The organism is Rhizobium sp. 05L429 (genome assembly GCF_056397645.1).
Window position 1 is genome coordinate 68,268 of sequence record NZ_JBFTNV010000008.1, and the last position, 18,055, is coordinate 86,322.

Annotated in this window: 21 protein-coding genes; 11 read left to right on the forward strand and 10 right to left on the reverse strand. The window is 60.6% G+C overall.

Going from position 1 to position 18,055, the window contains the following annotated elements; genetic code table 11:
• Positions 1-37 precede the first annotated feature (37 nt).
• Positions 38-565: an Lrp/AsnC family transcriptional regulator gene (locus AC1DNW_RS10500; RefSeq protein WP_113307729.1), complete on the reverse strand. Its 528-nt coding sequence runs from the start codon at positions 563-565 to the stop codon at positions 38-40.
• 82 nt (positions 566-647) lie between these two features.
• Between AC1DNW_RS10500 and AC1DNW_RS10505 the strand changes: the two genes are divergently transcribed.
• Complete coding sequence (locus AC1DNW_RS10505; RefSeq protein ID WP_113298292.1) at positions 648-1,034, forward strand: RidA family protein; 387 nt, start codon at positions 648-650, stop codon at positions 1,032-1,034.
• A gap of 36 nt (positions 1,035-1,070) precedes the next feature.
• Here the strand turns inward: AC1DNW_RS10505 and AC1DNW_RS10510 are convergent, their stop codons facing one another.
• Positions 1,071-1,778, reverse strand: a complete 708-nt coding sequence (locus AC1DNW_RS10510) for a glutathione S-transferase family protein (RefSeq protein WP_113307728.1) — start codon at positions 1,776-1,778, stop codon at positions 1,071-1,073.
• A 113-nt stretch (positions 1,779-1,891) separates the two neighbouring features.
• Here AC1DNW_RS10510 and AC1DNW_RS10515 point away from each other — a divergent pair, with 113 nt between their 5' ends.
• On the forward strand, positions 1,892-2,788 hold the full coding sequence (locus tag AC1DNW_RS10515) for a LysR substrate-binding domain-containing protein (RefSeq protein ID WP_113307727.1): 897 nt from the start codon (positions 1,892-1,894) through the stop codon (positions 2,786-2,788).
• Here AC1DNW_RS10515 and AC1DNW_RS10520 read toward each other — a convergent pair whose 3' ends face one another.
• The gene (locus AC1DNW_RS10520; protein ID WP_113307726.1) at positions 2,789-4,372 is read right to left on the reverse strand and encodes a peptide chain release factor 3; all 1,584 of its coding nucleotides are present in this window, start codon (positions 4,370-4,372) and stop codon (positions 2,789-2,791) included.
• Positions 4,373-4,462: 90 nt separating this feature from the next.
• On the opposite strand from AC1DNW_RS10520, the gene dut reads away from it, so the two are divergent.
• Entirely contained in the window at positions 4,463-4,933 is a 471-nt protein-coding gene (dut, locus tag AC1DNW_RS10525) for a dUTP diphosphatase (RefSeq protein WP_113307725.1), read from the forward strand.
• Positions 4,930-5,823: a GNAT family N-acetyltransferase gene (locus AC1DNW_RS10530; RefSeq protein ID WP_477852612.1), complete on the forward strand. Its 894-nt coding sequence runs from the start codon at positions 4,930-4,932 to the stop codon at positions 5,821-5,823. The genes dut and AC1DNW_RS10530 overlap by 4 nt, the downstream gene beginning before the upstream one ends.
• 15 nt (positions 5,824-5,838) lie before the next feature.
• Here AC1DNW_RS10530 and AC1DNW_RS10535 read toward each other — a convergent pair whose 3' ends face one another.
• Positions 5,839-6,306 carry an Lrp/AsnC family transcriptional regulator gene (locus AC1DNW_RS10535; protein ID WP_477832420.1) on the reverse strand — a complete coding sequence of 156 codons (468 nt, stop codon included), beginning with the start codon at positions 6,304-6,306 and terminating at the stop codon, positions 5,839-5,841.
• A gap of 108 nt (positions 6,307-6,414) precedes the next feature.
• On the opposite strand from AC1DNW_RS10535, the gene AC1DNW_RS10540 reads away from it, so the two are divergent.
• On the forward strand, positions 6,415-7,317 hold the full coding sequence (locus tag AC1DNW_RS10540; protein WP_113307779.1) for a DMT family transporter: 903 nt from the start codon (positions 6,415-6,417) through the stop codon (positions 7,315-7,317).
• A gap of 4 nt (positions 7,318-7,321) precedes the next feature.
• Here the strand turns inward: AC1DNW_RS10540 and AC1DNW_RS10545 are convergent, their stop codons facing one another.
• Positions 7,322-7,840, reverse strand: a complete 519-nt coding sequence (locus tag AC1DNW_RS10545; protein ID WP_113298286.1) for a Dps family protein — start codon at positions 7,838-7,840, stop codon at positions 7,322-7,324.
• Between the two features lie 231 nt (positions 7,841-8,071).
• Here AC1DNW_RS10545 and AC1DNW_RS10550 point away from each other — a divergent pair, with 231 nt between their 5' ends.
• Together AC1DNW_RS10550 and cysK are read left to right on the forward strand one after the other, a co-directional pair.
• Positions 8,072-8,689: a LysE family translocator gene (locus AC1DNW_RS10550; protein WP_113307723.1), complete on the forward strand. Its 618-nt coding sequence runs from the start codon at positions 8,072-8,074 to the stop codon at positions 8,687-8,689.
• Positions 8,690-8,820: 131 nt separating this feature from the next.
• Positions 8,821-9,783: a cysteine synthase A gene (cysK, locus tag AC1DNW_RS10555; protein ID WP_113298284.1), complete on the forward strand. Its 963-nt coding sequence runs from the start codon at positions 8,821-8,823 to the stop codon at positions 9,781-9,783.
• Positions 9,784-9,909: 126 nt separating this feature from the next.
• Here the strand turns inward: cysK and AC1DNW_RS10560 are convergent, their stop codons facing one another.
• From AC1DNW_RS10560 to rsmI, 5 genes are all read right to left on the reverse strand, one after another.
• Positions 9,910-11,442, reverse strand: coding sequence for a YifB family Mg chelatase-like AAA ATPase (locus tag AC1DNW_RS10560; protein WP_477852614.1), 1,533 nt, complete (start codon positions 11,440-11,442; stop codon positions 9,910-9,912).
• Between the two features lie 262 nt (positions 11,443-11,704).
• Positions 11,705-12,652 carry a glutathione synthase gene (gene gshB, locus AC1DNW_RS10565; RefSeq protein ID WP_113307721.1) on the reverse strand — a complete coding sequence of 316 codons (948 nt, stop codon included), beginning with the start codon at positions 12,650-12,652 and terminating at the stop codon, positions 11,705-11,707.
• Between the two features lie 96 nt (positions 12,653-12,748).
• A complete protein-coding gene (locus AC1DNW_RS10570) occupies positions 12,749-13,252 on the reverse strand; it encodes a cupin domain-containing protein (RefSeq protein ID WP_113298281.1) in 504 nt (167 codons plus the stop codon).
• Between the two features lie 153 nt (positions 13,253-13,405).
• Positions 13,406-13,774, reverse strand: coding sequence for a YraN family protein (locus tag AC1DNW_RS10575; RefSeq protein WP_113307720.1), 369 nt, complete (start codon positions 13,772-13,774; stop codon positions 13,406-13,408).
• On the reverse strand, positions 13,767-14,681 hold the full coding sequence (gene rsmI, locus AC1DNW_RS10580) for a 16S rRNA (cytidine(1402)-2'-O)-methyltransferase (protein ID WP_113307719.1): 915 nt from the start codon (positions 14,679-14,681) through the stop codon (positions 13,767-13,769). The genes AC1DNW_RS10575 and rsmI overlap by 8 nt, the downstream gene beginning before the upstream one ends.
• A gap of 248 nt (positions 14,682-14,929) precedes the next feature.
• Here rsmI and dnaN point away from each other — a divergent pair, with 248 nt between their 5' ends.
• The 4 genes from dnaN (at position 14,930) to pyrF (ending at position 18,049) form a co-directional block, all read left to right on the forward strand.
• Positions 14,930-16,048 carry a DNA polymerase III subunit beta gene (gene dnaN, locus AC1DNW_RS10585; RefSeq protein WP_477852616.1) on the forward strand — a complete coding sequence of 373 codons (1,119 nt, stop codon included), beginning with the start codon at positions 14,930-14,932 and terminating at the stop codon, positions 16,046-16,048.
• A gap of 111 nt (positions 16,049-16,159) precedes the next feature.
• Entirely contained in the window at positions 16,160-16,753 is a 594-nt protein-coding gene (pmtA, locus tag AC1DNW_RS10590; RefSeq protein WP_113307718.1) for a phospholipid N-methyltransferase PmtA, read from the forward strand.
• On the forward strand, positions 16,754-17,335 hold the full coding sequence (locus AC1DNW_RS10595; RefSeq protein ID WP_113307717.1) for a histidine phosphatase family protein: 582 nt from the start codon (positions 16,754-16,756) through the stop codon (positions 17,333-17,335).
• A 6-nt stretch (positions 17,336-17,341) separates the two neighbouring features.
• Positions 17,342-18,049, forward strand: a complete 708-nt coding sequence (gene pyrF, locus AC1DNW_RS10600; protein ID WP_113307716.1) for an orotidine-5'-phosphate decarboxylase — start codon at positions 17,342-17,344, stop codon at positions 18,047-18,049.
• Positions 18,050-18,055 lie beyond the last annotated feature (6 nt).

Consider the following 18,055-nt stretch of genomic DNA (forward strand, 5'->3'; position numbering starts at 1 on the left):
CGCGCGGTATGTCGCGTTGACTATAGCGACCCAGATATCAGGCAGGCAACGGATTATCCGGCCATTCCTCCGTCAGGTCAGCCTGAACCGGCCGCTCCAGATAGGTGGACAGCACCACATAGCTCTTGGTCCCTGTGACGCCTGGAACGGCATGGATCTGTGACAGAAAGGCCTCCAGCGCGACCGGACTTTCCGTACGCACCTTGAAGATGACACTCGCGTCGCCTGCCACGGAATGCATCTCTTCCACTTCAGGAAAACGGCAGATCCGCATCAGTCGCTCGCTCTTGCCCCAACCGGCCGCCTCCACATGGACGAAGGCGAGCAGCGGCTTGCCGAGTGATGCCCCGTCGAGCGCGGCGTGCGCACCCTTCATCACTCCGGATCGGCGCAGCCGCTTGACACGCTCGTGCACGGCTGGCGGCGACAGGCTGACCTTCTCGCCGAGGCTGGCATAGCTCTGCATGGCATCGACTGCCAGCGCGCCTAATATCCTTCGGTCGAATGGATCCAACTGCACGGCATCCCGCTTGCTGCGCCGAACGTCCTTCGTTTCTTTTGCCATTCGGAAAATCTGCCCTCTTGCCGAATTTTATTCGGCGATAATAACAGAAAGCTTCACTGCGTTCGATATGGAGAAACCTTGGATGGAACTGGTACGACACAATCCACGGGACGGCGTCTATGCTGCAACGCCGGATTATATTCACGCGATGGAAGTCCGGAATCCCAGCCGCCTGCTCTTCGTCAGCGGCACGATGGGGCTCGATGGCACAGGTGCGGCCGCAGATGATCTTCCTGGCCAGTTGGATCTCATCTGGTCGAACCTGCGGGCAATCCTTGCCGATGCCGGTTTGAGCGTGGGCAATATCGTACGGCTCACGAGCTATCTGCGCGACGCGGAATATGCCGAAGCCAATCAGAATGCGCGGCTGGCAGCGCTTGGCGATCACATTATCCCGACGACGGCGATTGTGGTGCAAACACTTCGGGATGACTGGCTGGTCGAAATCGAGATCATCGCAGCAGGTTGAGACTGCCGCCCCGTCCAGACGGGGCGGCAGATGGCGTCACGCAGCCTGACGCAGCAGGCCGAGTGCCTCTTCGAGGCCGACTTCGCCCAGGAAGTTGCCGGCGCTTCCGGCCTTCTCCCGATGCTCGATCGCGTGGGCGAAGCGCACGGCAGGCAGCTGAATCATGCGCTGATAGAGATCGTTCACCGCCGGAAACTGCCGGCGGTCGACCACCATGTGAAAGTCGTTCCAGCGGGCGATACCGGTGAAATAGGCATCCGCAATGCCGGGCTTGTCGCCAAGCAGCCATTTCCGGCCGGCGAGCAGACGCTCCAGCGTGCCGTGGGCCTTTTCGACCTTGGCTGTACCGTAAGCGACGAGTACCTCCTTCTCGGCAGGCCCAAGCTCATGTTCGACCGCGTGCCAGAGCGGGCCGAAGGCGCCAAAAAAACTGGTATTCAAATAGGCGAGCATCTGGTTCAGGCGGTCGAACTCGGCTGTACCCTGTGCAAAACCCAGCCCGTTGGCGAGCGACTGCGCAGCGATATGGTTCAGGATTGCCATGCTTTCGTTTATCAGCCGCCCGTCCGGCAGCAGCAGCGAAGGCGTCTCTCCGACAGTGTTGATGCGCCGGTATTCGTCGCCAGAGACAGTCTCGGGCATTTCGATCCGGCAGAGGCGGTAAGGCAGGCCGGACCATTCCAGAGAGACGATCGAACCGAAGGAGCAGCCTTCCGGTACGCCGTAGAACAATATGAGTGACATTATCGGGTCCTTTCCAGGTGGAATTTGTTGACCCGGCCAATATGATTTCGTGGACGATCAAACGGCAGTCGGCAATAATGCGCCTTAAAGTCCACAGATATGGAGGCTGAAAAATGCCGGCCGCCTTTAACCTCAACGACCTCCATCTCTTCGTGCGAGCGGTGGAAAGCGGTAGCTTCACGGCTGCGGGACGCCATCTGGGCATCCCGAAATCGACGATCAGCAAGCGCGTGGCGGAACTGGAGGAGAGGCTCGGCGTACGGCTGATCCAGCGCACCTCACGCAGCTTTGCCCTGACGGATATCGGCAGGGATGTCTTCGAACATGCGCAAGCCTCGATCATCGAAGCGGAAATGGCCGAAAGCATCGTGCGCAACCGCCTTGGAGAGCCGAGCGGCACGGTCAGACTGACCGCAGCAGTGCCTACGGCGCAATTTTCGCTCGCCGATCATCTGGCCGAACTGACAGCACGCTATCCGAAGCTGAAAGTGTCATTGCATGTGACCGACCGCTTCGTCGATATCGTTCAGGAGGGCTTCGACATCGCGCTGCGCAGTCACCGCTTTCCGCTGGCAGACTCGGCGCTCGTACAGCGGCGGCTTGCGGTTCACCCGTTCCTGATTGTCGCTTCGCCGGACTATATAGCGCAATATGGGAAGCCCGAGCGGCCCGAAGATATCGCCGGTCACAAGGCAATCATGCCCAGTCTTACGGAGGAACACTGGTCCCTTATCTCGGACGGCGGCACCAAGGCGTTGATAATGCCCCAGCCTGTGATGGCGGCGGACGAGCCAATGGTACTGCTGAAAGCAGCTGCGGCCGGCATGGGCATTACTGTTCTGCCCACCTCCGTCTGCAACGATGCGCTGCATGACGGCCGGCTGGTGCGTCTTTTGCCTGGTTGGACGGCCGGCAGCATCAGCACGACGATGCTCATGCCGCACAGACGGGGACAATTACCCTCAGTGCGCGCCGTCGTCGAGTTCCTTGCCGAGCGGCTGGCGCGGTAATCAGGCGGCCTTGGCCGCATGATATTCCTTGATTGCCACCATCTTGATCGCCGGATAGCGCTCCGCCTCGTAGCGCAACGAGAAACCGTCCTGCGCCAGGAAGACCGGGTCGCCGTCCAGATCGCGGGCGATGTCGCCACGCTTGACGGTGAGGAACTTGTCGAGGTCAGAAGCCTGATCGGACGAAATCCAGCGGCAGATGGAGAAGCGCGACATTTCGAAGGAGACCGGCAGGCCGTATTCGGCCATCAGGCGCTCCTTCAGCACATCGAGCTGCAACGCGCCGACGACACCGACGATAGCGGGCGAACCGTCTTCCGGAGAGAAGAGCTGGACCACACCTTCTTCGGCCATCTGCTGCAAGGCTTCCTTGAGCTTCTTGGCCTTCATGGCGTCTTCCAAGCGCACGCGGCGCAGGATCTCCGGCGAGAAGTTGGGCACGCCCTGAAAGACGAGGCTTTCGCCTTCCGTCAGCGTGTCGCCGATGCGCAGCGTGCCGTGGTTCGGGATGCCGACCACGTCGCCGGCATAGGCCGTATCGGCAAGCTGGCGCTGCGAGGCAAAGAAGAATTGCGGCGCGGTGAGGCCGAGTTGCTTGCCCGTGCGCGAAAGGCGCGCCTTCATGCCGCGCTCCAGCTTGCCGGAGCAGATGCGGGCGAAGGCGATGCGGTCGCGATGGTTCGGATCCATGTTCGCCTGAATCTTGAAGACGAAGGCCGTCATCTTGTCTTCGGCGGCATGCACGGTGCGAATATCGGCCGTCTGGTCACGCGGCGGCGGGGCGACTTCACCCAGTGCGTTGATGAGGTCTCGGACACCGAAATTGCGCAGCGCCGATCCGAAGAAGACCGGCGTCATATGGCCTTCGAGGAAAGCTTGCCGATCGAACGGACGGCAGGCCTCGATCGCCAGCTCGACTTCCTCGATGAAGGAATCGCGCTCGTTTTCCGGCAGCCGGTCGGCCACACTCTGCGGGCCGTTGACGGCAGTGACCTCGACTTCCGTATCGGAGCCGCGCACGGTGTTTTCCTTCAGGTGGTAGGAACCGCAGAAGGTCTTGGCGCGACCGATCGGCCAGGTGACCGGGGCCGTGTCCAGCGCCAGCTTTTCCTCGACCTCGTCCAGGATCTCGAAGGGATCGCGGCTTTCGCGGTCCATCTTGTTGATGAAGGTGATGATCGGAATGTCGCGCATGCGGCAGACTTCGAAGAGCTTCAGCGTGCGCGGCTCGATACCCTTTGCGGCATCGATGACCATGACCGCGGCATCCACCGCCGTCAGCGTGCGATAGGTATCGTCGGCAAAGTCTTCGTGACCGGGAGTATCGAGAATGTTGAAGACATTGCCTTCATATTCGAAGGTCATGACCGAGGTGACGACGGAGATACCGCGCTCACGCTCGATCTTCATCCAGTCCGAGCGGGTCTGTATGCGGTCCTTCTTCGCCTTCACTTCACCGGCGAGCTGGATGGCGCCGCCGAAAAGCAGCAGCTTTTCCGTGAGCGTCGTCTTACCCGCGTCCGGGTGGGCAATAATAGCGAATGTGCGGCGGCGGGAGACCGCCTCGGCGAGACTTTCGGCCATAGTGTGAATCCTGTGGAATTGCGGCGTATCTAGCGATTAAAGCGCGCCATTGCAATTGACCTTGCGGCGTGAGGCACGAAGTAATGCCGCATGACCATTCACACAGACACCCGCCCGACCCTCAATCTCGTCCGCCTGCCGAACGGCCAAGGCCTCGATCTACCCGCCTATGAAACGCGGGGGGCTGCCGGCATGGACCTTCGCGCGGCCATCGACGAGGACAAGCCGCTGGTGCTTGCGCCTGGCAAACGCGCGCTTGTTCCTATAGGCTTCGTCTTTGAAATCCCTGACGGTTTCGAGGGACAAATTCGCCCGCGTTCCGGTCTTGCGGCCAAGAACGGTGTCACCTGCCTCAATGCGCCCGGCACCGTCGACTGCGATTATCGCGGCGAAGTGAAAGTCATCCTCATCAATCTCGGCGAGGAGGATTTCACCATCACACGTGGCATGCGCATCGCGCAGATGGTGATCGCGTCTTTCATCCAGACCCGCATCACCGAAGTCTCGGAGACGACCGAAACCGCGCGCGGCGCCGGTGGCTTTGGTTCCACAGGCGTATGAGCGCCGCGGATGCGACCGGCCTTACCTTCCGACAGAACTATTTCAGCGATCCGGCAGCCTGGGCCGCGCTCGTTTCTCTCCTCGACAATACATTCGGCATCGATATCGACCCACTGCGTGCACTCGGCGGTGCGGACCCGACCAGCATGCCCTTCGGCTGGTTTACCGATGAGGGCGTGCTTGCCGCCAATCTTTCCGCCTTCGCCATGCCTTTCGTCTTCAACGGCAGGCTCGTCAATGCGGCCGGACTTCAATCCGGAGCGGTCCGTCCACCATGGCGTGGCCGCGGCCTCTACCGCGATGTGACGCAGAAAGCACTTGTCTGGTGCGAGACGCAAGGTTTCGAGGTTGTCATCCTCTCTACGGACAAGCCTGATCTCTACGAGCCCTATGGTTTCCGTTCGCTCCCGCTTCACAAGTACGTTGGCCCTGMACCAGCGGTCAGCGGCGCCACCGGGGCGCGGACGCTTCAGCCGCGCGATGTCGACGATCTTGCTTTGCTCCAGAGCCTGCTGAAAAACCGCAAACCGGTTTCTGAAACTCTCGCCGTTGCCGGCAGCTCGGCGATGTTTCTGATCAACACGCGACTCGATGCCGATGTCCGCTTGAGCTATCTTGAAGAGAGTGCGGCGGCCATCGCATGGAAAATGCCGGTCGCCGGCCACTTCGTTCTTCTCGATGTGGTCGCGACAGACATCCCTCCACTTGCCGCAATCCTTGCCGGTCTCGGCATTCAGGCGACATCCGTCGAAACGCTCTTCCGCCCGGACAGGCTCGGCTGGTCCGGCGAGGCCGCTCCCTGCGAAGGCGGGACACGGCTGATGCTGCGCGGGCTGGAAGAGATGAGCCTCGATCGTCCCGCGATGCTGTCGCCGATGGCAGATTTCTGAGGTTATTGTTTCGGACTATTTCTTTCGGATCAGCGGCGGCAGGCGGCGCTTGACCGGCGAGGACTTGATCATCGAGGTATTGGTCTCCGCCCGCTCGGCCACCTTGTCGAGAATGTTGTCGAGCTCACCCATGGAGCGGACGACGAGACGGGCAATGAAACAATCATCTCCCGTCACCTTGTCGCATTCGATGAACTCCGGCGTGTCCTGGATGATGCGCTCGACGATATGGAGCTGGCCGGGCAGCGGGCGCACCCGCACGATCGCCTGAAGCGGGTAGCCGATCGTCGCCGGATCGAGATCGATGGTGAAGAGGGTAACGACCCCGCGATCCTCAAGCCGCCGCAAGCGCTCTGCCGCGCTCGGCGAAGAAAGACCTACGGCCTGGGCGAGTTCCTTTAGGGAAATACGTGAGTTTCCTGCCAGCGCCTCTATCATTGCGCGGTCAATATCGTCGACAGCCGGGATCTCGTTAGCCAACATGGCAAAAACTCCTAACAAGATTAGGTTTATCCAGCCTTTCCCTTTTTTATCTTATAGAAATTGCTGCTTTGCCGCAATACAATTTCCCGATAACTGATGGAGATGGCGATGCAGGGTGAGATCAGAAGAGGCACAGCGGAGATGACAGCGGCGATGCTGATCTCCGGAACGATAGGCTGGTTCGTCGTCATGTCCGGCCAGCCGATCAGCGGCGTCGTCTTCTGGCGCTGCTTTTTCGGCGCGCTGACCCTGCTTGTCATCTGCACCGCCCTTGGCCTGCTCAGGCCCGGTATCATCAGTCTGCGCTCGCTCGGTATTGCTGTCTTCGGCGGCATCGCGATCGTTTCCAATTGGCTGCTGCTGTTTGCCTCCTATTCGCATGCCTCGATCTCCATCGCGACGACGGTCTACAATACTCAACCCTTCATGCTGCTTGGGCTCGGCGCACTCTTTCTCGGTGAGAAGATCACGAGCACGAAGCTCTTCTGGCTCGGGCTTTCCTTCGCCGGCATGGCTGTAATCGTCGAGGCGAAGCCAAGTACCGATGCCGTCTCCGAAAGCTACGGTCTCGGCATCCTAATGGCGCTGGGTGCCGCCTTCTTCTATGCGCTGGCAGCACTTGCCGCCAAGTGGCTGAAAGGCACGCCGCCGCACCTGATCGCGCTGATCCAGGTTTCGACCGGCATCGTCATGCTGGCTCCGATGACCGATTTTTCGAACCTTCCGGCCGATACCGGTTCCTGGACGATCCTGATCACCGTCGGCGTCATCCACACCGGCCTGATGTATGTGCTGCTGTATGGCGCGATCCAGAAGCTGCCGACACATCTGACCGGCGCCTTGTCTTTCATCTATCCGGTCGCCGCCATCCTGGTCGACCGTTTCGCCTTCGGCCACGCGTTGCAGCCGATGCAGATTGCCGGGGCGGCGGTCATTCTGCTCGCCGCCGCCGGCATGAATCTCGGCTGGTCGCCGGGCAGGCTCATTCGCCAGCCCGAGGCCAGAAGCTGAGCCATTACTTCGCCTGACGGGTCGTTTCGAACAGGAACCAGGTACGGCGCTCACTCTGGTCGATCCAGTTCTCGATCAAGCTGGCGGTCGCGACGTCGTTATGCTCGTCGCAGACTTCGTGTACTGCGCGCAGGATTGAAACGAGGTGAAGATTGTCTTCACGCAGTTCGGAGAGCATGTCCTCAGGCGTTACATAATCTGCATCATTGTCCGGGATACGCTGCTGGCGGGCGATTTGGCCGATCGAGCGCAGCGTCGTGCCGCCGATCTTGCGGGCGCGTTCGGCAACCTCATCCGTCATGTCGAAAATCTGTTCTGCCTGCTCGTCAAGCAGCAGATGATAATCGCGGAAATGCGGACCGGACATGTGCCAGTGGAAGTTCTTGGTCTTCACATAAAGCGTGAAGACATCGGCAAGCAAAGCCGTCAACGCGGCCGAAATATCGGTGATCGCGTTGGTCGGCAGGTCGGACGGTGTCTTGAGCGGCGAACGTCTGCGGGCTTCAGCTGAGGTAGGCGACATACATTCTCTCCTTGGTGATGAAAACCTTCTGCGCCGCTGGCCGGGGGATAACCGCGGCTGGCCTGCTTGCGGCCGGATGCAAGGGGAAAATAGCAAGGCCGGATCGCTTTCCAAGTAGATCATGGTTCAKCCGACCTATTCTTTATGGTTATGGACAGATCAGCGTGAGGCGATTGATGGAGCCGGCGATACGCGCCTATAGAGAGACTGCGCAAATCAGTGGATACGAAGATGAGCCTCACCGTCCTGATCGCCTATGCCGGAGCCCTGTTGATTGCTGCCGCCATTCCCGGCCCGGGGATCACGGCGATCGTGGCGCGTGCGCTCGGCTCGAACTTCCGCGAGACCTTCTTCATGGGGCTCGGCCTCGTGCTCGGCGACATGACCTATCTCACAGCCGTTATCCTCGGCCTTGCCTTCGTGGCGCAGACCTTCACCGAAATCTTCCTCGTCATCAAAATCGCCGGCGCGCTCTATCTCGGTTACATCGCCTGGAAGCTCTGGACTGCCGGCCTGCTGCCGCAGGATATCGCCGCGAAGAGGTCCAGCAATGCGGGCATGTCGTTCCTGTCCGGCCTGCTGGTAACGCTCGGAAATCCAAAGACCATGCTGTTCTATGTGGCACTGGTACCGACGCTGATCGATCTCGGCAGCATCGGCATGCGTGAATACCTCACCCTGCTTTTCGTCACTTTCGTGGTGCTGATGATCGTGCTCATTCCCTACATGATGCTGGCGTCCCGCGCCCGCATCATGCTGAAGCAGCCGCGCTCACTGCAGGCGCTGAACCGCGTCGCAGCAAGCATCCTGGCAGGCACGGCGGCCTTCATCGCCACGCGTGCTGCCTGAAATAAACATTCGGCAACGAACGGTTTTCAAAGGATTTTTTCTCTGGCTAGAACAGTCGGCGGATGAAGCCACTCTGGTCTCATCGCCAGTTTGACCCTATTCTCTCTGCAGATTTCAAAGGGAGAGCACCCATGTCGCACAAACCGGGCCGCGGCCGCATCTATTCCTCGATAACGGACACAGTCGGCGACACGCCGCTCGTTCGCCTCGACAAACTCGCCAAGGAAAAAGGCGTGGTTGCCAACATTCTCGCCAAGCTGGAGTTCTTCAATCCGATCGCTTCGGTGAAGGACCGTATCGGCGTTGCCATGATCGAGAGCCTGGAAACGCAGGGCAAGATTTCACCCGGCAAGACCGTGCTGATTGAGCCGACCTCGGGCAACACTGGTATCGCGCTTGCCTTCGCCGCTGCCGCCAAGGGATACCGACTGATCCTCACCATGCCTGAGACCATGTCCGTCGAGCGCCGCAAGATGCTGGCGCTGCTCGGCGCCGAACTGGTTCTGACCGAAGGGCCGAAGGGCATGAAGGGCGCCATCGGCAAAGCTGAAGAACTCGCCGCCTCACTGCCCGACGCCGTCATCCCGCAGCAGTTCGAAAACCCGGCCAACCCGGAAATCCACCGCAAGACAACGGCCGAAGAAATCTGGAACGACACCGACGGCACGGTCGATATCTTCGTTGCCGGCATCGGCACCGGCGGCACGATCACCGGCGTCGGCCAAGTGTTGAAGAGCCGCAAGCCTGACATCCGGGTGGTCGCCGTCGAGCCCACCGATTCTCCGGTGCTATCCGGCGGCACGCCTGGCCCGCACAAAATCCAGGGCATCGGCGCCGGCTTCGCCCCAAAGATCCTCGATACCAGCATCTATGACGAGGTCGTCACCGTCAGCAACGACGAGGCCTTCCAGCACGCGCGGCTCGTCGCCAGGCTCGAAGGGGTGCCGGTCGGCATCTCCTCGGGTGCAGCGCTTGCAGCCGCGATCGAGGTCGGCCGCCGTCCGGAAAATGCTGGCAAGAATATCGTCGTCATCATCCCATCCTTTGCCGAACGTTATCTTTCGACGGCGTTGTTTGAAGGGCTGGGAAGCTGAGAGAGGAATTCGTGAGTAGTGAGTGGTGAATGAGGTTGCTTTCGGTGCCTGCCACAATCGCTTTGGCTGGCCAATCACCGATTATGAACCGCTACTCACTAATCACTGCTCACTAATCACCCAACCTCATGCCGCTGCCGTCAGCCGCGTGCCGGCAACACGGTAGGAGATTGCCTCCGCGAGATGGATCCGGCCTACGGTTTCCTTGCCATCGAGATCGGCAAGCGTGCGGGCGACCTTGAGGACGCGATGGTAGCCGCGGGCAGAAAACTTCATTTTGTCGGCGGCATCCCGCAACAGCTGCAATCCTGCCGTATCCGGCTCGGCAAATTTCTCGATCATTGCCGTCGAGCATCCGGCATTGGTGGAAATACCAGCAGCGCCGGCAACGGCATAGCGTTCACGCTGGATGTCGCGGGCGCGGGCGACGCGCCGGGCAACATCGGCGCTCGCTTCGGCGACCGTCGGCCGGATCAGATCGGCAGCGGAAACGGCCGGCACGTCGATGCGGATATCGATGCGATCCATCAGCGGGCCTGAAATACGAGCCTGATAATCGCTCATGCAGCGCGGGCCGCGGGCGCAGGTGTGGCCTGGCTCTCCCGCCATGCCGCAGCGGCAAGGGTTCATGGCCGCAATGAGCTGAATCCGAGCCGGATAAGAGACGCGATGATTGGCGCGTGCGATGACACATTCGCCGCTTTCCAGCGGCTGGCGCAGGGCATCGAGCACCTGCGGTGCAAATTCAGGGAATTCATCAAGAAAAAGCACGCCATGATGAGCAAGCGAGGCCTCGCCCGGCCGGGCGCGCAGGCCGCCGCCAATGAGCGCCGCCATGGTCGCAGAATGATGTGGCGTGCGGAAAGGCCGGCGGTCCGAGAGCTTGCCGCCGGACAGCTGTCCGGCGATGGAATGGATCATCGAGACTTCGAGCAGTTCGGCAGCCAAGAGTGGTGGAAGGATGGAGGGCAGCCTCGAGGCCAGCATCGATTTGCCGGAGCCGGGCGGTCCGACCATCAAGAGATTGTGGCCGCCGGCAGCCGCCACTTCCAGCGCCCGCTTGGYGCTTTCCTGTCCCTTGATTTCGGAGAGATCGGGCAGATTGGCAGCGTTCGGACGGATGGAGGGCTCCGGTCGTGAGAGTATCTGTGTGCCGCGGAAATGATTGGCGAGCGCGATCAGGCTGCGAGGCGCCAGAATGTCGACGCCGGAACCTGCCCATGCGGCTTCCGGGCCGCTTTCGGAAGGGCAGATCAGCCCCTTCCCACTCGCATTTGCACCGATTGCCGCCGGCAGCGCACCGGCGATGGCGGCAATCGTGCCGTCGAGGTTGAGTTCGCCGACGACGACATAATCGGACAAGGCATCCGCAGGAATGGCGCCGAGCGCTGCCATCAKGCCGAGCGCGATAGGCAAATCGAAATGACTACCCTCTTTAGGGAGATCGGCTGGCGCAAGGTTGACCGTCACGCGCTTGGACGGCAACGCCAGACCAGAGGCATGTAAGGCCGCCTGCACTCGCTCGCGGCTTTCCGCAACCGCCTTGTCGGGCAGCCCGACGATCTGGATTCCCATCTTGCCGGGAGCGACCATGACCTGGACTTCGACCGGCACACCTTCAATGCCCTGAAACGCAACCGTGCTGACGCGCGCGACCATGCCTTGCCCCGTAACCTCTAAACCCAACCTATGAAGGCGGTCACAATCTGGCATGGAACCTAGAAGAAAACAAGAACGATAAGTGAACAGATTCAGCTATTCGCTGCAATCAAATTGCAGCGGGTTGTAAAGCCGGAACGAAGGCGATCAAAGGCGGAACGCTGAGAGCGTTTCCGTTTTCTTCGAATCAGAGGGATGCCCTATCTCTCTGTTTTCACCCAATTCCGGACGCAAACCGTTGCGCACTTTTGACGGGACTGCTCTAACCGCGCTTTCGTTCGATGGCTTCCCATAACAGGCTTGCGATGTCGACGCCGCCGAATTTTTTCACTTCGCGGATGCCGGTCGGCGAGGTCACGTTGATCTCGGTCATGTAGTCACCGATCACATCGATGCCGACGAGCAGGAAGCCGCGTTCGCGCAGGGCGGGTCCGATGCGGCCGCAGATTTCCTTCTCGCGGGCCGTCAGCTCGGTCGGCTCAGCGCGGCCGCCCACATGCATGTTCGAGCGGCTGTCATGCTCAGCTGGGACGCGATTGATCGCGCCGGCAAACTCACCGTCGACGAGGATGATGCGCTTGTCGCCCTTGCGCACGTCAGGCAGGTACTGTTGAGCGATGAAGGGCTCGCGGAAGAGCTGGCCGAACATTTCCAGCAGCGAGGACAGATTGCGATCGTCCTTGGTGGAATGGAAGACACCGGCGCCACCATTGCCGTAGAGCGGCTTCAGGATGATGTCGCCCATCTCGTCGCGGAAGCGGCGGATCTCGCCGGGGTCCTTGGTGATCAGCGTCTTCGGCATCAGGTCGGAAAATTCGGTGACGAAGATCTTTTCCGGTGAGTTGCGCACCCAGGCCGGATCGTTGACGACAAGCGTCTTCGGATGGATGCGTTCCAGAAGATGCGTCGAGGTGATGTAGGACATGTCGAAAGGCGGATCCTGGCGCAGCAGGACGACATCCATGGTCGACAGGTCGATGCGCTCAGGCGCGCCGAGTTCATAATGATCGCCCTTGACGTCGCGCAGCACCATCGGCTCGACGGCGGCATAGAGCTTGTCGTCGCGGAAGCTCAGGCGATCGGGCGTGTAATGGAAGAGCTTGTAGCCGCGCGCCTGAGCCTCGAGGCTCATGGCAAAGGTGGAATCGCCCGCGATATTGATGCCGGAGACATGGTCCATCTGGACCGCTACGTTCTTGATCTTGGCCATTTCCGTCCCTTGAGCTGATGCCGCCCAGATGTAGGTCGGTCAGCCATCAAACGCAACGGCAATCAATGGCTTCGGACGTTTCCGCGAGCGCAATTTTCAGGCGGCAATGCCGGTGCCGCCGCCGTTACGCAAGAGGTTGCGCAGGCGGTAGGCGATGGCGAGTGGCTTCGGGAAAGGCTTGCGCAGGAAGGCAACCTTGCGGACGTAATTATCGACCCGCCAGTTCGCCCAGGTGCCGCCAGCAAAGAAGGCGACGTCACCTGCCTGCAGCGTTCGCTCCAGGCCGTCTTCGGTGGTGACATGCACCTCGCCTTCGAGGATCATCACCGTCTCGTCCCAACCGAAACGCCAGCGGAATTCGCCTGATGTGCAATCCCAGATCGCCGTCAGCGACGCCTCGTCATGGCCGCGGGAATGTTCTGCCGTGCGCGCCTGCGGATTGCCGCTGATGATCCAGTCCGGATTGATCGGCGTCGATTTCAGCACCATGCCCCCGCTTGCCTGTGCGATGAAGGATTTGTTGGCCGACTTCAGCGCGGCATAAGGCACGGACCGCGCAGCCATGGCGACCGCGGTTGCAAGCATCATCTTCCAGGCCATGAATTACCCCCAATTTGCTACCCCTAGCTGCGCCGTGAATAGCAAAAAAGTCGTAAAAGCCCGTTCAAGCAGATGCTAAAATTTTAATGGAAGGTTGTTCGTCGCTGACGACTTCTTGGACACTCACCATCACAAGAACAAACTCAGTAAGGTTTAGAAAGCATCCGGGAAATGACGCGGCAGCTTCCCTGGCACTATCGCAACGATATCGTAGCGTTGCGATAGCCGAGCATAGTCCCGCTGACGAGCGAGCCAGAGGTCGCTTGCGGCCCGGATCCGTTTTTGTGAAGCGTAGGATACGGCATCCACCGCGCCCGTCTCGTCGGCGCGCGCCTTGACCTCGACAAAGATGGCCAGATCGCCCTTCCGGGCGATGATATCGATCTCGCCGAGCTTCGTCCGATGCCGCAGGGCGAGGATGCGATAACCCTTCAGCATCAGGAAAATGGCAGCGATATATTCCGCGGCCGAGCCGCGACGCAGCGCCTTTCTCCTGCGGAGCGTGGCTTCGCCGTCAGCCATTCGCAGCCTTCATGTCGAGGAGCTTCTGGTAGAGCACCTTGCGCGGCAGGCCGGTCAGGCGGGCAGCCTCGGTCGCCGCCTTGGCGGTCGGCAGCGATTTCACGAGATCCGTCAAAATCGCATCGACGTCGGCTTCGGCAACCGGCTGCTCCTGCGGTGGACCGATGACGAGCACGATCTCCCCCTTCACGTTGTCATGCTCTTCATAATGGACAGCGAGTTCAGAGAGCGTGCCGCGACGGAATTCCTCATAGGTCTTCGTCAGTTCGCGACAGACCGACGCTTCACGCGAACCGCCGAGCACATCGGCTGCCGCAGCAAGTGTTGCGCCGATGCGATGCGGCGATTCAAAGAAGATCAGTGTCGCCGGCGCACTCATAAATTCCGCGAGCCGGTCGCGGCGTGCCTTGTCCTTGGTCGGCAGGAACCCGGCAAAGAGAAAGGTGTCATTTGGCAGACCCGAGCCGACAAGGGCCGCGAGCGGCGCGGAGGCGCCCGGAATAGGAATAACGCGGTAGCCTGCCTCGATTGCCTGTTGCGCCAGCCGGTAGCCGGGGTCAGAGACGAGCGGCGTGCCGGCATCGGAGACGAGCGCTACCGACTTGCCGGCTTCGAGCGCCTGCAATAGCCGCGGCCCGGCCTCGTTGGCATTGTGCTCGTGATAGGCGAAGGGGCGGTTCTGAATGCCGTAGCGGTCGAGCAGGACACGGGTGACGCGCGTGTCCTCGCAGGCCAGGACATCGGCGCCAGCCAACGTTTCCAGCGCCCGCAGCGTGATGTCGCCGAGATTGCCGATCGGCGTTGCGACGAGATAGAGAGCCGGTTCGAGCGGGCGCGCCGGCACCGCGATATTGTGCAGGCGAAAACCGCGCCGGGCGCCGGTTTCCACTGTCGTCTCTTCCGTCATGTCATTCGCTTTCGTCCCGCCGGGCTTTTCTCTTTATGGGCGAGCGGTGCGGCTTCGACAAGAGCCCGCAATTTCTGTGAGCATTGCATTGCAAAACGGCATTTGCTGGCCTGTGGATGGCCATGCCTCTTGCAATCGCCGGCAAAGTTCTGCCATTTTGCCCGTCCACTCCCCTCTCCCGAAGGGGAAAGCAGTGACGTGGCGTTTCCGGGCGCCCGGACAATAAAGGTCGAAAGCGGTAGCATCCCATGCGTATTACTATTGAGCGGTCAAACCTTTTGAAGTCGCTGAACCACGTGCACCGCSTGGTCGAACGCCGCAACACGATCCCGATCCTGTCCAACGTGCTGCTGAAGGCCGATGGCCAGAGCCTCGACATGAAGGCGACCGACCTCGATCTCGAAATTACCGAAGCGACGCCTGCCAATGTCGAGCAGCCGGGTGCCACGACCGTTCCCGCCCACCTTCTTTACGACATCGTGCGCAAGCTCCCCGATGGCGCGGAAGTACTGCTTGCCACCTCCCAGGATGGCGGCTCGATGACCGTTCAGTCCGGCCGTTCGAAGTTCTCGCTGCAATGCCTGCCGGAATCCGACTTCCCGGACCTGACCGCCGGCACCTTCACGCATTCCTTCAAGCTGAAGGCAAGCGATCTGAAGATGCTGATCGACCGCACGCAGTTTGCGATTTCGACCGAGGAAACCCGCTACTATCTGAACGGCATCTTCTTCCACACGATCGAGAGCAGCGGCGACCTGAAGCTGCGCGCCGTGGCAACCGACGGCCACCGTCTGGCCCGCGCGGATGTCGACGCCCCCTCCGGCTCGGAAGGCATGCCTGGCATCATCATTCCGCGCAAGACGGTTGGCGAGTTGCAGAAGCTGGTCGATACGCCTGACGCGATCGTCACCGTCGAAGTTTCCGATGCCAAGATCCGGGTGACCCTCAATTCCATCGTCATGACCTCGAAGCTGATCGACGGCACCTTCCCGGACTACCAGCGCGTCATCCCAACCAATAACGACAAGGAAATGCGCGTCGACTGCACGAGCTTCGCCCAGGCCGTCGACCGCGTTTCGACCATTTCCTCCGAGCGCGGTCGCGCCGTGAAGCTCGCTCTCTCCGACGGCCAGCTTCTGCTCACGGTCAACAATCCGGATTCCGGCAGCGCGACAGAAGAAGTTGCCGTCGGCTACGATACCGATCCGATGGAAATCGGCTTCAACGCCAAGTATCTGCTCGATATCACCGCGCAGCTTTCTGGCGACCAAGCGATCTTCCTGCTGGCCGATGCCGGTTCGCCGACACTCGTGCGCGACACCGCAGGCGATGACGCCCTCTATGTGCTGATGCCGATGCGCGTCTAGGCGCGCGTCGCATTTATTGTCGAAAGCTTTCTGATCGCGACATCTGCACTTGTTTTTGCTCCCCCCTCCTGCAATTAAGGGAAAATTGAACGGCAGGCATGGGAGGACGGCATGGCATTGCGGCTCAAGGAACGACTCGGCAGAAAATTTGACGAGGAGATCCGTTTCTTCAAGGGCATGATGCAGGGGCCGAAGACCGTCGGCTCCATCGTTCCGACCTCCTCGATCACCGCCCGCAAGATGGCAAGCGTTGCAAATCCGCATTCGGACCTGCCCGTGCTCGAACTCGGTCCCGGCACTGGAGCCATCACCAAGGCGATCCTTGCCCATGGCGTGAAGCCGGAAAAACTCGTCGCCATCGAATATTCGACGGACTTCTACGAACATCTTATGCGCCTCTATCCGGGCGTGAACTTCATCAACGGCGATGCCTTCGATCTCGATAAAACGCTCGGCTCGCTCAAGGATCAGAAATTCGATTCCGTAATCTCAGGCATACCGCTCCTGAATTTCCCCATGCAGGCGCGCATCGCCCTGCTGGAGAGCCTGCTCGACCGCATGCCGGCCGGCCGCCCGATCGTGCAGATCTCTTATGGCGCGGTTTCGCCGATCGTCGCCAATGCCGATCGTTACAGCATTCATCATTTTGATTTCATCGTGCGCAATATTCCTCCAGCTCAACTCTGGATCTATCGGCGCGGATAAATGTTTGGACTTTATATCACCCATCCTCAGGTCAGGATCGACCCGCAGGTTCCCGTCCCCAAATGGGGTCTTTCCGATATCGGCGCCGAACGCGCCCGCAAGGCTGCTACGAGCGACTGGGCCAAGCGGCTGACCCGCGTCGTCTCAAGCGATGAGACGAAGGCGATCGAGACGGCGGAAATTCTTGCCGCGGCTTCGGGCGTGAAAATCGAAATCGTGCATGGCATGCACGAGAACGACCGCTCCGCCACCGGTTTCCTGCCGCCTGATAAATTCGAGGAGGCCGCCAACTGGTTCTTCGCCCACCCGCAGGAAAGCTTCAGGGGCTGGGAGCGGGCCGCCGATGCGCAGGCGCGCATCGTCTCTGCAGTCGAGGCAGTCCTTTCCTCGCATGAGGCGAATGCTCCAATCGCCTTTGTCGGCCATGGCGGCGTCGGAACTCTGCTCAAGTGCCACCTGATGGGTTCGCCAATTGCGCGTGATCGCGACCAACCAGGCGGTGGCGGCAATCTCTATGCTTTCAGCCTTGCGGATCGGCGCTTATCATGCGACTGGACACCCATCGAAGACTGGCGGGGATGAATTGAGATGGACGCACGCGAGCGGTTGATCGTCGGACTGGATGTTCCAACGATTGGCGAAGCGGAAAGACTGGTTTCCACGCTCGGCGACGACATTCTCTTCTACAAGATCGGCTATCAGCTCGTCTTTGCCGGCGGGCTGGAATTTGCCCGCGACCTTGCCGCAAGCGGCAAGAAAATCTTCCTCGACATGAAGCTGCTCGATATCGACAACACGGTCGCGTCCGGCGTCGAGAACATCGCCAGGATGGGCATGTCGATGCTGACGCTGCATGCCTATCCGAAAGCGATGAAGGCAGCCGTCGAAGCTGCCAGGGGTTCCGGCCTCTGTCTGCTCGGCGTCACGGTGCTGACCTCAATGGATGCCGAAGACCTTATCGATGCGGGTTATCAGTACGATCCGAAAACATTGGTCGCGCGCCGCGCCGAACAGGCGCGCGCCGCCGGCATGGGCGGCATCGTCTGCTCCGCCGAGGAATCGGCTGCTGTCCGCGAGATCGCCGGAGCTGACATGGCGATCGTCACCCCCGGCATCCGCCCCGCCGGCGCCGAGAAGGGCGATCAGAAGCGGGTGATGACGCCTGCAGATGCACTGAGGGCGGGTTCCACCCATCTCGTCGTCGCCCGTCCGATCGTCAAGGCGCCGGAGCCGCGTGAAGCCGCTCGGGCAATCCTCAATGAAATGGTCGCCGCGCTCTGGCCGGCGAACCGCTGATAAAGG